The organism is Klebsiella sp. K5-45 (genome assembly GCF_030128605.1).
Classification (GTDB): Bacteria; Pseudomonadota; Gammaproteobacteria; order Enterobacterales; family Enterobacteriaceae; genus Klebsiella; species Klebsiella quasipneumoniae.
Genome location: NZ_JAKUZW010000007.1, coordinates 137,763 through 151,979 on the forward strand (window position 1 = coordinate 137,763; position 14,217 = coordinate 151,979).

General features: G+C 57.9%; 14 protein-coding genes and 1 pseudogene. 13 read left to right on the plus strand and 2 right to left on the minus strand.

All coding sequences use genetic code 11. The features are described from left to right. Positions 1–35 precede the first annotated feature (35 nt). From dnaJ to nhaR, 3 genes are all read left to right on the plus strand, one after another. Positions 36–1,169, plus strand: coding sequence for a molecular chaperone DnaJ (gene dnaJ, locus MKS11_RS16330; RefSeq protein WP_002887955.1), 1,134 nt, complete (start codon positions 36–38; stop codon positions 1,167–1,169). A gap of 176 nt (positions 1,170–1,345) precedes the next feature. After that, complete coding sequence (nhaA, locus tag MKS11_RS16335) at positions 1,346–2,521, plus strand: Na+/H+ antiporter NhaA (protein ID WP_017901221.1); 1,176 nt, start codon at positions 1,346–1,348, stop codon at positions 2,519–2,521. Between the two features lie 53 nt (positions 2,522–2,574). Then, positions 2,575–3,471, plus strand: a complete 897-nt coding sequence (gene nhaR, locus MKS11_RS16340) for a transcriptional activator NhaR (RefSeq protein WP_002887961.1) — start codon at positions 2,575–2,577, stop codon at positions 3,469–3,471. Between the two features lie 108 nt (positions 3,472–3,579). Here nhaR and rpsT read toward each other — a convergent pair whose 3' ends face one another. Next, positions 3,580–3,843: a 30S ribosomal protein S20 gene (gene rpsT / locus MKS11_RS16345; protein ID WP_002887965.1), complete on the minus strand. Its 264-nt coding sequence runs from the start codon at positions 3,841–3,843 to the stop codon at positions 3,580–3,582. A 116-nt stretch (positions 3,844–3,959) separates the two neighbouring features. Between rpsT and MKS11_RS27695 the strand changes: the two are divergent. From MKS11_RS27695 to MKS11_RS16380, 8 genes and pseudogenes are all read left to right on the plus strand, one after another. Next, positions 3,960–4,165: pseudogene (locus tag MKS11_RS27695) on the plus strand (DUF2575 domain-containing protein); the annotation flags it as partial. A gap of 7 nt (positions 4,166–4,172) precedes the next feature. Further along, the gene (ribF, locus tag MKS11_RS16350) at positions 4,173–5,111 is read left to right on the plus strand and encodes a bifunctional riboflavin kinase/FAD synthetase (protein ID WP_004204236.1); all 939 of its coding nucleotides are present in this window, start codon (positions 4,173–4,175) and stop codon (positions 5,109–5,111) included. A 43-nt stretch (positions 5,112–5,154) separates the two neighbouring features. Next, positions 5,155–7,971, plus strand: coding sequence for an isoleucine--tRNA ligase (gene ileS, locus MKS11_RS16355; protein ID WP_004204238.1), 2,817 nt, complete (start codon positions 5,155–5,157; stop codon positions 7,969–7,971). Further along, entirely contained in the window at positions 7,971–8,471 is a 501-nt protein-coding gene (gene lspA / locus MKS11_RS16360) for a signal peptidase II (RefSeq protein ID WP_004204239.1), read from the plus strand. Before ileS ends, lspA begins: the two co-directional genes overlap by 1 nt. A gap of 116 nt (positions 8,472–8,587) precedes the next feature. Then, a complete protein-coding gene (gene fkpB, locus MKS11_RS16365; protein WP_004204241.1) occupies positions 8,588–9,037 on the plus strand; it encodes an FKBP-type peptidyl-prolyl cis-trans isomerase in 450 nt (149 codons plus the stop codon). A 1-nt stretch (position 9,038) separates the two neighbouring features. Beyond that, positions 9,039–9,989, plus strand: a complete 951-nt coding sequence (gene ispH, locus MKS11_RS16370; RefSeq protein WP_002887979.1) for a 4-hydroxy-3-methylbut-2-enyl diphosphate reductase — start codon at positions 9,039–9,041, stop codon at positions 9,987–9,989. 67 nt (positions 9,990–10,056) lie between these two features. Then, entirely contained in the window at positions 10,057–10,971 is a 915-nt protein-coding gene (gene rihC, locus MKS11_RS16375) for a ribonucleoside hydrolase RihC (protein ID WP_004204242.1), read from the plus strand. A 29-nt stretch (positions 10,972–11,000) separates the two neighbouring features. Beyond that, positions 11,001–11,366, plus strand: a complete 366-nt coding sequence (locus MKS11_RS16380; RefSeq protein ID WP_023319704.1) for a DUF805 domain-containing protein — start codon at positions 11,001–11,003, stop codon at positions 11,364–11,366. Here MKS11_RS16380 and MKS11_RS16385 read toward each other — a convergent pair. Continuing rightward, positions 11,314–12,243 carry a LysR family transcriptional regulator gene (locus MKS11_RS16385; RefSeq protein WP_004204245.1) on the minus strand — a complete coding sequence of 310 codons (930 nt, stop codon included), beginning with the start codon at positions 12,241–12,243 and terminating at the stop codon, positions 11,314–11,316. The two genes, MKS11_RS16380 and MKS11_RS16385, sit on opposite strands and share 53 nt — an antisense overlap. Positions 12,244–12,335: 92 nt before the next feature. On the opposite strand from MKS11_RS16385, the gene MKS11_RS16390 reads away from it, so the two are divergent. Continuing rightward, positions 12,336–12,965: a hypothetical protein gene (locus MKS11_RS16390; protein WP_087771769.1), complete on the plus strand. Its 630-nt coding sequence runs from the start codon at positions 12,336–12,338 to the stop codon at positions 12,963–12,965. Positions 12,966–13,266: 301 nt separating this feature from the next. Beyond that, on the plus strand, positions 13,267–14,088 hold the full coding sequence (gene dapB, locus MKS11_RS16395) for a 4-hydroxy-tetrahydrodipicolinate reductase (protein WP_087771768.1): 822 nt from the start codon (positions 13,267–13,269) through the stop codon (positions 14,086–14,088). The last annotated feature ends 129 nt before the right edge of the window (positions 14,089–14,217 follow it).

Here is a 14,217-nt window from a genome sequence, read left to right on the forward strand (position 1 = left end):
CCCGTGCACGCATGTTAAGGGGCTGAAAAACACCGATGGCAAAGCAAGATTACTACGAGATTTTAGGCGTCTCCAAAACAGCGGAAGAGCGTGAAATCAAAAAGGCTTATAAGCGCCTGGCCATGAAGTATCACCCGGACCGCAACCAGGGTGATAAAGAGGCCGAAGCCAAATTTAAAGAAATCAAAGAAGCGTATGAAATCCTGACTGATGCCCAGAAGCGTGCGGCCTACGATCAGTACGGCCACGCGGCCTTTGAGCAGGGCGGCATGGGCGGCGGCGGCGGTTTTGGCGGCGGTGCGGACTTCAGCGATATCTTTGGCGATGTTTTCGGCGATATCTTTGGCGGCGGACGTGGCCGGCAGCGCGCGGCGCGCGGCGCCGATCTCCGTTACAACATGGAGCTGACGCTGGAAGAAGCGGTACGTGGCGTCACCAAAGAGATCCGTATTCCGACGCTGGAAGAGTGCGACGTCTGCCACGGCAGCGGCGCCAAAGCTGGCAGCAAACCGCAAACCTGTCCGACCTGTCATGGCGCAGGCCAGGTCCAGATGCGTCAGGGCTTCTTTGCGGTACAGCAGACCTGTCCGCACTGTCAGGGACGCGGTACGCTGATTAAAGATCCGTGCAATAAATGTCATGGTCACGGCCGCGTTGAGAAGACCAAAACCCTGTCGGTTAAAATCCCGGCAGGCGTGGATACCGGCGACCGGATCCGTCTGGCGGGCGAAGGTGAAGCCGGCGAGCATGGCGCACCGGCAGGCGATCTGTACGTTCAGGTCCAGGTGAAGCAGCACGCTATCTTTGAGCGTGAAGGCAATAACCTGTACTGCGAAGTGCCGATCAACTTCACCATGGCAGCGCTGGGCGGCGAGATTGAGGTCCCGACGCTCGACGGCCGCGTCAATCTCAAGATTCCGGGCGAAACCCAGACCGGCAAACTGTTCCGCATGCGCGGCAAAGGCGTGAAATCCGTTCGCGGCGGCGCGCAGGGCGATCTGCTGTGCCGGGTGGTGGTGGAGACGCCGGTGGGGCTGAACGAGAAGCAGAAGCAGCTGCTGAAAGAGCTGCAGGAAAGCTTCGGCGGCCCGACCGGGGAAAACAACAGCCCGCGTTCGAAAAGCTTCTTCGACGGTGTGAAGAAGTTCTTCGACGATTTGACCCGCTAATTCCGCTTTCGCTGACTCCTGGCCCGGGCCTTTGCTGCCCGGGCTTTTTTTGTCTTATCGCTCCTCTTTGATTCGTAAAAATCGAATGTTTACTCAACTTAAATCTGATTTTTTCGAGTTATCAGTTTGTGTATTATGCTTTTATCGAGTTATTCACCAACAGGATGAAAGTAAAAGTGAAACATCTGCAACGATTCTTCAGTAGCGATGCTTCCGGCGGCATTGTCTTAATCATCGCCGCGGTGCTGGCGATGGTCATGGCCAATACCAGCGTGACCAGCGGTCTGTATCACTCCTTCCTTGATACGCCTGTACAGCTGCGGGTGGGGGCGCTGGAGATCAACAAGAATATGCTGCTTTGGATCAATGATGCTCTGATGGCGGTGTTCTTCTTGCTGATTGGCCTGGAGGTCAAACGCGAGCTGATTCAGGGCTCGCTGGCGAGTCGTCGTCAGGCGGTCTTTCCGGTGATTGCCGCGCTCGGCGGGATGATCGTCCCGGCGCTGGTCTATCTGGCCTTTAACGCTCAGGATCCTGTCGCCAGAGAGGGATGGGCGATCCCGGCAGCGACGGATATTGCCTTTGCCCTCGGCGTGCTGGCGCTGTTAGGCAGCCGCGTCCCGACGGCGCTAAAGATTTTCCTGATGGCGCTGGCGATCATTGATGACCTGGGGGCTATCGTGATTATCGCGCTGTTTTATACCCACGACCTGTCAATGCTCTCGCTGGGCGTGGCGGCGGCGGCGATTGCGGTGCTGGTGGCCCTGAATCTGAGCGGCGTGCGGCGCACTGGGATCTATATTCTGGTCGGCGCGGTGCTGTGGACGGCGGTGCTGAAGTCCGGCGTTCACGCGACGCTTGCCGGAGTCATCGTCGGCTTTATGATTCCGTTACAGGAAAAGCAGGGTAAATCCCCGGCCAAAGCGCTTGAGCATGTCCTGCACCCGTGGGTCGCGTTTATGATCCTACCGCTGTTTGCCTTTGCCAACGCGGGTGTCTCGTTGCAGGGGGTCACACTTGATGGACTGACGTCGCTGCTGCCTCTGGGCATCATGGCCGGCCTGTTTATCGGTAAGCCGCTGGGGATCAGCCTGTTCTGCTGGCTGGCCCTGAAGCTGAAGTGGGCCTCGCTGCCGGAGGGGACCACCTGCGGGCAGATTATGGCGGTGGGTATCCTGTGCGGGATTGGCTTTACGATGTCGATTTTTATCGCCAGTCTCGCCTTTGGCAACGTGGATCCCGCGTTGATCAACTGGGCCAAGCTTGGCATCTTGATCGGCTCAGTGTTATCGGCCGTCACCGGATACCTCATACTGCGTCAGCGCGCGACGGATACTCGCCTCGCGGTATAACCTTTCTGCGGAGGGCCTCTCCGGCCCTCCAGGACATTATCAGGGAGAGAAGCATGTCACATATCAACTACAACCATTTGTACTACTTCTGGCACGTCTATAAAGAAGGGTCTGTCGTGGGCGCGGCGGAGGCGCTGTTTCTGACGCCGCAGACCATTACCGGGCAGATCAAAGCGCTGGAGGAGCGTCTGCAGGGTAAATTATTCAAGCGCAAGGGAAGAGGGCTGGAGCCGAGCGAGCTCGGGGAGTTGGTCTTCCGCTATGCCGACCGGATGTTTACCCTGAGCCAGGAGATGCTCGACATCGTCAACTATCGCAAAGAGTCTAATCTGCTGTTTGACGTCGGCGTGGCCGATGCGCTCTCGAAGCGGCTGGTCAGCGGCGTGCTGGACGCCGCCGTTGTCGAAAGCGAGCAGATTCATCTGCGCTGTTTTGAATCCACCCATGAGCTGCTGCTGGAGCAGTTGAGCCAGCATAAGCTCGATATGATTATCTCTGACTGCCCGATCGACTCGACGCAGCAGGAAGGGCTGTTTTCGGTGAAGATTGGCGAGTGTAGCGTCAGCTTCTGGTGTATGAACCCGGCGCCGACGAAGCCGTTCCCGGCTTGTCTCGAAGAGCGACGGCTGCTAATCCCCGGCCGACGATCGATGCTGGGACGTAAGCTGCTGAACTGGATTAATGTGCAGGGGCTGAAGGTGGAGATTCTCGGCGAGTTTGACGACGCGGCGCTCATGAAAGCCTTTGGCGCTGCGCATAATGCGATATTTGTCGCGCCGACGCTCTACGCGCATGATTTCTATCATGATGAATCGATTGTCGAAATTGGCCGCATGGATAGCGTGATGGAGGAGTATCACGCTATTTTCGCCGAACGGATGATTCAGCATCCGGCGGTACAGCGCATCTGCAATCGCGATTATTCGTCGCTGTTTACTGAACCCAGATAGCCGGAAAGCGTGGCTGGCGTGGCTCAGGTCGCGCCAGGGCGGGGAAGATGACAGGCATAAAAAAACCCGCTTTCGCGGGTTTTTTCACAAAGCGACAACAAGCAGCGATTAAGCCAGTTTGTTGATCTGAGCGGTCAGGTTAGCCTTATGACGCGCAGCTTTGTTTTTGTGGATCAGACCTTTAGCAGCCTGACGGTCCACGATCGGTTGCATTTCGTTAAATGCTTTTTGTGCAGCAGCTTTGTCGCCAGCTTCGATAGCTGCGTATACTTTCTTGATGAAAGTACGCATCATAGAGCGACGGCTAGCGTTGTGCTTGCGAGCCTTTTCAGACTGAACGGCGCGCTTCTTAGCTGATTTGATATTAGCCAAGGTCCAACTCCCAAATGTGTTCTATATGGACAATTCAAAGGCCGAGGAATATGCCCGTTTAGCCTTCTTTTGTCAATGGATTTGTGCAAATAAGCGCCGTTTAACACCACAGCGCTTCATTACGTAGTGATGGCGCAAGATTCTACCAGCTTGTTGCAGGCGAATACAGCTTTTCCACCATAAAAATCGCCGGGGGCGGGCGGTTTTCCCGCTTACCCGCGCTGAGTGAATGAATTCCTGAGAACTTTCGTTGCCGAGGAGCAATCGCTGGTTAACGTTGACAGTTGTACAAGGTATACTCGGACGATTTTCACTGTTTTGAGCCAGACATGAAGCTGATACGCGGCATACATAATCTCAGTCAGGCCCCGCACGGGTGCGTGCTGACCATTGGCAATTTTGACGGCGTGCATCGTGGGCATCAGGCGCTGCTGCAGCGATTGCGCGAAGAGGGCCGCCAGCGCGGTTTACCGGTGGTGGTGATGATTTTCGAACCCCAGCCGCTCGAGCTTTTTGCCGCCGATAAAGCCCCGGCGCGGTTGACCCGCCTGCGTGAAAAGCTGAGCTATCTGGCTGAAAGCGGGGTCGACTATGTGCTGTGCGTTCGCTTCGACCGCCGGTTCGCCGCGCTGACGGCGCAGGATTTTATCAGTGAACTGCTGGTGCGCCGCCTGGGCGTGCAGTTCCTTGCCGTCGGTGACGATTTCCGCTTTGGCGCTGGTCGCCAGGGGGATTTCTTGTTATTACAAAAGGCGGGGGCGGAATACGGCTTCGACGTCACCAGCACCCAAACCTTCTGCGAAGGCGGGGTGCGGATCAGCAGCACGGCGGTGCGTCAGGCGCTGGCCGATGACGATCTTCTTCTTGCGGAGACGCTGCTCGGCCATCCGTTTAGCATTTCCGGACGCGTCGTGCATGGCGACGAACTGGGCCGTACCATAGGTTTTCCGACGGCGAACTTACCGCTGCGTCGTCAGGTTTCCCCGGTTAAAGGGGTCTATGCGGTAGAAGTGACAGGTCTGGGCGACAAACCGATCGCCGGTGTCGCCAATATTGGCACCCGTCCAACGGTAGCGGGCGTGCGTCAGCAGCTCGAAGTGCATCTGTTGGACGTTGTAATGGACCTCTACGGTCGCCATATCAATGTAGTACTGCGTAAAAAGATACGTAATGAGCAGCGGTTTGCGTCGCTGGACGAGCTGAAGGCGCAAATCGCACGTGATGAGTTAACGGCCCGCGAATTATTTGGGCTGACCAGCCAGGCCTGAGCCACTGGTGTTTATCAAACCGAAATACGGAACCGAGAATCTGATGAGTGACTATAAATCGACCCTGAATTTGCCGGAAACAGGGTTCCCTATGCGTGGCGACCTCGCCAAACGCGAACCGGGAATGCTGGCGCGTTGGACCGATGATGACCTGTACGGCATCATTCGTGCAGCCAAAAAAGGCAAAAAAACCTTCATTCTGCATGATGGCCCTCCTTATGCGAATGGCAGCATTCATATTGGTCACTCGGTAAACAAGATTCTGAAAGACATTATCGTTAAGTCCAAAGGACTGACGGGCTATGACTCGCCTTACGTTCCGGGCTGGGACTGCCACGGTCTGCCGATCGAGCTGAAAGTAGAGCAGGAATACGGCAAGCCGGGCGAGAAGTTCACCGCAGCAGAATTCCGCGCCAAGTGCCGCGAATATGCCGCCGAGCAGATCGACGGCCAGCGTAAAGACTTTATTCGCCTCGGCGTGCTGGGCGACTGGTCGCATCCGTACCTGACCATGGACTTCAAAACCGAAGCCAATATCATTCGCGCGCTGGGCAAAATCATCGGCAACGGCCATCTGCATAAAGGCGCCAAGCCGGTGCACTGGTGCGTAGACTGCCGTTCCGCGCTGGCGGAAGCGGAAGTGGAGTATTACGACAAGACTTCCCCATCCATCGACGTGGCGTTCCACGCGGTAGATAAAGCCGCGGTGCTGGCGAAATTCGGCGTCGCCGACGTCAACGGCCCGGTGTCGCTGGTTATCTGGACCACCACTCCGTGGACCCTGCCGGCTAACCGCGCTATCTCCCTGTCGCCGGAGTTCGACTATGCGCTGGTGCAGGTTGACGGTCAGGCGCTGATCCTGGCGAAAGACCTGGTCGAGAGCGTGATGAAGCGCGTTGGCGCGGCCGATTACACCATCCTGGCGGCGGTGAACGGCGCCGAGCTTGAACTGATGCGTTTCCAGCATCCGTTCCTGGATTTCGACGTGCCGGCGATCCTTGGCGACCACGTGACGCTGGATGCCGGTACCGGCGCGGTGCATACCGCCGGCGGCCACGGTCCGGACGACTACACGATCAGCCAGAAATACGGTCTGGAAATCGCTAACCCGGTTGGCCCGGACGGAGCTTATCTGCCAGGCACCTATCCGTCCCTGGACGGTATCAACGTCTTCAAAGCCAACGATATCATCGTTGAGATGCTGCGTGAGCGCGGCGCGCTGCTGCATGTGGAAAAAATGCAGCACAGCTATCCGTGCTGCTGGCGCCACAAGTCGCCGATCATCTTCCGCGCCACCCCGCAGTGGTTCGTGAGCATGGATCAGAAAGGTCTGCGCGCGCAGTCGCTGAAAGAGATCAAAGGCGTGCAGTGGATCCCGGACTGGGGCCAGGCGCGTATCGAATCGATGGTCGCCAACCGTCCTGACTGGTGTATCTCCCGTCAGCGTACCTGGGGCGTGCCGATGTCGCTGTTCGTGCATAAAGAAACCCACGAACTGCACCCGCGTACCCTTGAGTTGATGGAAGAAGTCGCGAAGCGTGTTGAAGTCGACGGCATCCAGGCGTGGTGGGATCTCGATTCCCGCGACATCCTTGGCGATGACGCTGACAGCTACGAGAAAGTGCCGGATACCCTCGACGTCTGGTTTGACTCCGGATCGACCCACTCTTCCGTGGTTGACGTGCGTCCGGAATTCGCCGGTCACGCCGCCGATATGTATCTGGAAGGCTCCGACCAGCATCGTGGCTGGTTCATGTCCTCGCTGATGATTTCCACGGCGATGAAAGGCAAAGCGCCATATCGTCAGGTACTGACCCACGGCTTCACCGTCGATGGTCAGGGGCGCAAAATGTCCAAGTCTATCGGCAACACCGTTAGCCCGCAGGACGTGATGAACAAGTTGGGCGCCGACATCCTGCGACTGTGGGTGGCTTCCACCGACTACACCGGCGAAATGGCGGTCTCTGACGAGATCCTCAAACGCGCCGCGGACAGCTATCGTCGTATCCGTAACACCGCGCGCTTCCTGCTGGCGAACCTGAACGGTTTCGATCCGGCAAAAGACATGGTCAAACCGGAAGAGATGGTGGTGCTGGATCGCTGGGCGGTCGGCTGCGCGCAGGCGGCACAGGAAGATATCCTGAAAGCCTACGAGTCCTACGACTTCCACGAAGTGGTGCAGCGCCTGATGCGCTTCTGCTCCATTGAGATGGGCTCGTTCTACCTCGACATCATCAAAGACCGCCAGTACACCGCTAAGGCGGACAGTGTGGCGCGTCGCAGCTGCCAGACCGCGCTGTTCCACATCGTGGAAGCGCTGGTGCGCTGGATGGCGCCGATCATGTCCTTCACTGCGGACGAAATCTGGGGTTACCTGCCGGGCGAGCGTGAGAAATACGTCTTTACCGGCGAATGGTATCAGGGTCTCTTCGGCCTGGCCGACGACGAAGCGATGAATGACGGCTTCTGGGATGAGCTGCTGAAAGTCCGTGGCGAAGTCAACAAAGTGATCGAGCAGGCGCGTGCGGATAAGAAAGTCGGTGGTTCGCTGGAAGCTGCGGTGACGCTGTATGCTGATGCCGACCTGGCCGCTAAGCTCAACGCACTGGGGGATGAATTGCGATTTGTCCTGTTGACCTCCGGGGCGAACGTCGCAGACTATGCGAGCGCATCTGCTGATGCGCAGCAGAGCGAACTGCTCAAAGGGCTGAAAGTCGCATTGAGTAAAGCTGAAGGTGAGAAATGCCCGCGCTGCTGGCATTACACCACCGATATCGGCAAGGTGGCGGAACACGCGGAAATCTGCGGACGCTGTGTGAGCAACGTCGCCGGTGACGGCGAGCAACGTAAATTCGCCTGATGAGTAAATCGATCTGTTCAACGGGGCTACGCTGGCTGTGGGTGGTCGTAGCCGTGCTGATTATCGATCTGGGCAGCAAATTCCTGATCCTCCAGAACTTCGCTCTGGGGGAGACGGTTCCGCTGTTCCCGTCGCTTAATCTGCATTATGCCCGCAACTATGGCGCGGCCTTTAGCTTCCTCGCCGACAGCGGCGGCTGGCAGCGCTGGTTCTTTTCCGGGATCGCGATCGGCATTTGCGTGGTGCTGACGGTGCTGATGTACCGTTCGAAGGCGTCGCAAAAGCTGAACAATATTGCCTACGCCCTGATTATCGGCGGCGCGCTGGGCAACTTGTTCGATCGCCTGTGGCACGGCTTTGTGGTCGATATGATCGACTTCTACGTCGGCGACTGGCACTTCGCTACTTTCAACCTCGCCGATAGCGCTATCTGCATCGGCGCGGCGATGATTGTGCTGGAAGGCTTCTTGCCGAAACCGACCGCAAAAGAGCAGGTGTAAATGTTAATGCCGGGTGGCGCCACGCCTGCCCGGCCTACAGAATGTGTGGTCTCCCGTCGCCCGGTAAGCGTAGCGCCTCCGGGCAACAGGTGACCTAAAACAAGCGAGCAATTTGCATGTCTAAATCCGTACAGAGCAACAGCGCGGTTCTCGTTCACTTCACGCTGAAGCTGGACGATGGATCCACCGCCGAGTCCACCCGTAACAATGGCAAACCGGCGCTGTTTCGCCTCGGCGACACCTCCCTGTCTGAAGGGCTGGAGCAACAGCTTCTTGGTCTGAAAGAGGGCGAGAAAAAGGCCTTTTCGCTGGAGCCTGACGCCGCTTTTGGCGTCCCGAGCCCGGACCTGATTCAGTATTTCTCTCGCCGCGAGTTTATCGACGCCGGCGAGCCGGAGATCGGCGCGATTATGCTCTTTACCGCAATGGATGGCAGCGAAATGCCTGGCGTGATCCGCGAAGTGAACGGCGATTCCATCACCGTCGACTTCAACCATCCGCTGGCCGGGCGCACCGTTCATTTTGATATTGAAGTGCTGGAGATCGATCCGGCGCTGGAGGAGTAACATGCAGATCCTGTTGGCTAACCCGCGCGGCTTTTGCGCTGGCGTTGACCGCGCTATCAGCATTGTAGAAAACGCGCTGACGCTGTACGGCGCGCCGATCTATGTTCGTCATGAAGTGGTGCATAACCGCTATGTGGTGGATAGCCTGCGCAAGCGCGGCGCCATATTTATCGAACAGATCAGCGAAGTACCGGACGGCGCGATCCTGATTTTCTCCGCTCACGGCGTATCGCAGGCGGTACGGAATGAAGCGAAGAGCCGCGACCTGACGGTGTTCGACGCCACCTGTCCGCTGGTGACGAAAGTGCATATGGAAGTCGCCCGCGCCAGCCGCCGTGGCGAAGAGTCGATTCTGATCGGCCATGCCGGACACCCGGAAGTCGAAGGCACTATGGGGCAGTACAATAACCCGCAAGGGGGCATGTACCTGGTCGAGTCGCCGGAAGATGTTCTCAAGCTGGAAGTCAAAAACGACGCCCGGCTGTCGTTTATGACCCAGACCACCCTCTCGGTGGACGATACCTCTGATGTGATTGACGCGCTGCGCGCGCGTTTCCCGAAAATCGTCGGCCCGCGCAAAGACGACATTTGCTATGCCACCACTAACCGTCAGGAAGCGGTGCGCGCGCTGGCGGAGCAGGCTGACGTGGTGCTGGTGGTCGGTTCGAAAAACTCCTCCAACTCTAACCGCCTCGCCGAACTGGCGCAGCGGATGGGTAAGGCAGCCTACCTGATTGACGATGCCTCCGATATTCAGGAAGCCTGGGTCAAGGATGCGGCCTGCGTTGGCGTGACGGCGGGCGCATCGGCGCCGGATATTCTGGTGCAGAACGTTATCACCCGGCTGCAGGAGCTGGGCGGTGGCGAAGCGGTGCCGCTGGAAGGCCGAGAAGAGAATATCGTTTTTGAAGTGCCGAAAGAGCTGCGTGTGGATGTCCGTGAAGTAGAGTAAGTTCTTTCCGCCTGCAATATGAGAAGATGCCAGACTTAACGTCTGGCATTTTTTTTAGGGAGAAACCATGCGCTTACCGATCATTCTTGATACTGACCCGGGCATCGACGACGCTGCCGCCATTGCTGCGGCGCTGTTCGCTCCCGAGCTGGATCTGCAGCTGATGACCACCGTGGCGGGCAATGTCTCGGTGGAGAAGACGACCCGTAACGCGCTGCAGCTGCTGCACTTCTGGCATGCCGATGTGCCGCTGGCGCAGGGCGCTTCGATGCCGCTGGTGCGTCCCCTGCGCGATGCCGCTTCGGTGCATGGCGAATCCGGTATGGAAGGGTATGACTTTGTTGAGCATCAACGTCAACCGCTGGCGAAGCCGGCCTTCCAGGCGATCCGTGATGCGCTTATGCACGCTGCCGAGCCGATCACTCTGGTGGCGATTGGCCCGCTGACCAATATTGCGCTGCTGCTGACCCAGTATCCGGAATGCGTGTTCAACATTCGCCGGCTGGTGATCATGGGCGGCTCGGCGGGCCGCGGCAACTTTACACCGAATGCCGAATTCAATATTGCCATCGACCCGGAAGCCGCCGCGAAAGTCTTCCACAGCGGGCTGGAGATTGTGATGTGCGGGCTGGACGTCACCAATCGGGCGCTGCTGACGGCAGATTATCTCGCGACCCTGCCGACGCTGAACCAGACCGGTAAAATGCTCCATGCGCTGTTTAGCCACTATCGCAGCGGCAGCATGAGCAGTGGTCTGCGAATGCACGATCTCTGCGCTATCGCATGGCTGGCCCGCCCGGAACTGTTCACTCTGCAGCCATGTTTTGTGGCGGTGGAGACGCAGGGCACCTGGACCGCCGGCACCACGGTGGTGGATATTGAAGGACGACTGGGTCAGCCGGCGAACGCCCAGGTGGCGCTGGATATCGACGTGGAAGGGTTTCAGCGCTGGGCGGCGGAGGTGATTGCTCTGGCGCCGTAATACCCACCCAATCTTCAAGGAGAGAAGCAATGACCTATGGACAGGCGTATTTGAGCGGCTGGAAAGAGACCTTTAATTTTAGCGGCCGGGCCAGCCGACAGCAGTTCTGGACGTTTTTTCTTATCAATCTACTGATCGCCAGCGCGCCGCTGGCCGTCTGGTGTCTGGCAACCCGCCTAGACCCTCGCTACGGCATCCTCAGCTTTGTGGTCATACCCTTTGCGGCGCTGTGGCTGCTATTGATGGCGATCCCCCTGCTGGCAGTTGGCTGCCGGCGGATGCATGACATCGGCCGCTCCGGGATCTGGTTCGTGCTGGGGGTTATCATTCCGTGGTTTGCGGTTATTTCGCTGGCTCTGTGCTGCCTGCGTTCAGCGCCGGCACCGTCTCGCTGAGATAATCAATCATCGCCCGCATTCTGGCGGGCATATGCTTATCTCCCGCCCACAGCAGCCACAGATCGCCGGAGTAGCTGCTGATAAATTCCCACTCGGGCAGCACCTGCACAATGTCGCCATTCGCCAGCGCCTCGCGGGCGGTGAACAGCGGCAGGCTGCCGATCCCCAGATGCTGCTTAACCGCGTCGAGGCGCACGGCGGTATGGTTGGCGGCGTACCGCCCGTATGTTTGCACCGTTTCGGTTTTCCCTTCCCGACGGAACTTCCAGCGCGCGTCGGCAGGCGTTTCGCCAAGACTGATGCAACTGTGCGCCCGCAGTTCCTGCGGCGTGTGCGGCATACCGTGGCGCTGTAAATAGGCTTCAGTGGCGCAGATAACGTGCGTGACCGGCATCAGCGGTTTGCCATGCAGGCCGGGCGAGGGGGTATCGGTGATGCGTAGCGCCAGATCGATACCGTCATCGATAAAATCCAGAGGGCGATCTTCCAGCCGCAGGCAGACGTCAACCTGCGGGTAACGGTGAAAAAACGCCATCATCAGCGGATGGATCACAAAGCGGCCGATAGCTTTCGGTACGCTGAGCGTCAGCTTTCCCTGGGCGACCGTTTGGCGACTGCCGGCGGAATCCATCGCCTGTCGCGCCGCTTCCAGCATCTGCTGGGCATGCTGGTAAACCGTTTCCCCGGCATCGCTCAGACGCAGCTTGCGAGTGGTACGCTGCAGCAGTTTGCAGCCCATCTCTCGCTCCAGCCGCGACACGCTACGGCTAACCGCGGAAGGGGTAATGCCGCTCTGGCGGGCGACGGCGGAGAAGCTGCCCTGGTCGACAATCTGTACGAAGAGGGCAAGGTCGGGCAGGAGGTTCAGATTCATTTGTGCCCCTGGAGCAAGAGTGCATTGGCGGATGATGGGATTATCGCTGTCGGTATTAATAATATACTGGGCGAACAGAGAGGAGAATCACTATGACTGAACGGGTTTATTACACCAGCGATGCTACCGACGGGCGCGCCCAGATCATCGCCTGCACTGCAGAAGCGGATGGCCGTTACGCCATCGAACTGGATCGGACGCTGTTTCACCCGCAAGGGGGCGGTCAACCGGCGGATTGCGGCTGGATTGCCGGACAGGCCGTTGAGACGGTGGTTGTGCGCGGCGACAGGGTGCTGCATATTCTGTCGCAACAGCTTCCCCTCGGTGAAGTGGAAATGAAAATTGATGCCTCCGCGAGACAGCTGCATGCTCGTCTGCATTCTGCCGGCCACCTGCTTGGCATGGCGGGCGAACAGCTTGGCTGGCAACCGGTGAAAGCGCACCACTGGCCCGGCGAAGGGCGGATAACCTTTGCCAGCAGGAATAGCGCCGCGCTGCCGGACGCCAGTGCGCTACTGGCGCTAGTAAAGGCATGGCAGGCGCAGGACTTACCGCGTCAGGTGACGTACGCTGACGGCATGCGCAAAGTGGGATTCGGCGAGCTGCCCGCCTATCCCTGCGGTGGCACCCACGTCGCCCGTCTGGCGGAGCTGGGCGACATTGTCATTAGTCAGATTAAGATGAAGAAGGGGCAGCTGGTGGTCAGCTACACCCTGGCGTAAGGCTTTCTGCTCTACCAGAAGTATAATGTTTCCATAGCATTTCAATGCTGGTCGGTCGAGTATGCCAGCTTTAGTGCATCTTATTTCTTAATACCGACAGATGACGAAAACGTCGATATATTGCCTCAGAGAGAGCGCCTGCACCCGCAAAGCACGCATTTCAGCACAATCGTATAGTTTTTACTGATATCGTCCGCCGTTTGTCATAAATTTCTAATTATCGGCGTTTTTGAGTAGCGGCCCGCTGACGGGCTGGTTACTCTGAAAACAATTTACGTAATGTTAACAAAAGAGAATAGCTATGCATGATGCACAAATCCGCGTGGCCATCGCCGGCGCGGGCGGCCGGATGGGACGCCAGTTAATTCAGGCTGCGCTGCAGATGGATGGAGTGGCGCTGGGCGCGGCGCTGGAGCGTGAAGGGTCCAGCCTGGTGGGCAGCGACGCCGGCGAGCTGGCAGGTGCCGGCAAAGCGGGCGTCACGGTGCAGAGCAGCCTGACGGCGGTAAAAGATGATTTCGACGTGTTGATCGATTTTACCCGCCCGGAAGGCACGCTGAACCATCTGGCGTTTTGCCGCGACCACGGCAAAGGGATGGTCATCGGCACCACCGGTTTTGACGACGCCGGCAAGCAGGCGATTCGCGATGCTGCGCAGGAGATTGCCATTGTCTTCGCCGCTAACTTTAGCGTCGGCGTCAATGTCCTGTTAAAGCTGCTGGAGAAGGCGGCGAAGGTGATGGGCGACTACACCGACATCGAAATTATCGAAGCGCACCATCGGCATAAAGTGGATGCGCCGTCAGGCACCGCGCTGGCGATGGGCGAAGCGATCGCCGGAGCATTGAACAAAGATCTCAAGGACTGCGCGGTCTACAGCCGTGAAGGCCACACTGGCGAACGCGTACCGGGCACCATTGGCTTCGCCACCGTCCGCGCGGGGGATATCGTCGGGGAGCATACGGCGATGTTTGCTGATATTGGCGAACGTATCGAGATCACCCATAAAGCCTCCAGTCGAATGACCTTTGCTAATGGCGCGGTTCGCTCTGCATTGTGGCTGAAAGGCAAGAAAACCGGACTCTTTGATATGCGTGATGTGCTGGATCTGAATAGTTTATAACGATTATTACCCATCGTGATGTGGTTATTGCTATCAATAAGTTATTGATGCAAGGGGCAATATTTTGTTGCCCTTTTTTATTTTTGGCCTCTTTAGCTTGTTATTTTTCTGAATTGGCTATAAGTTAGG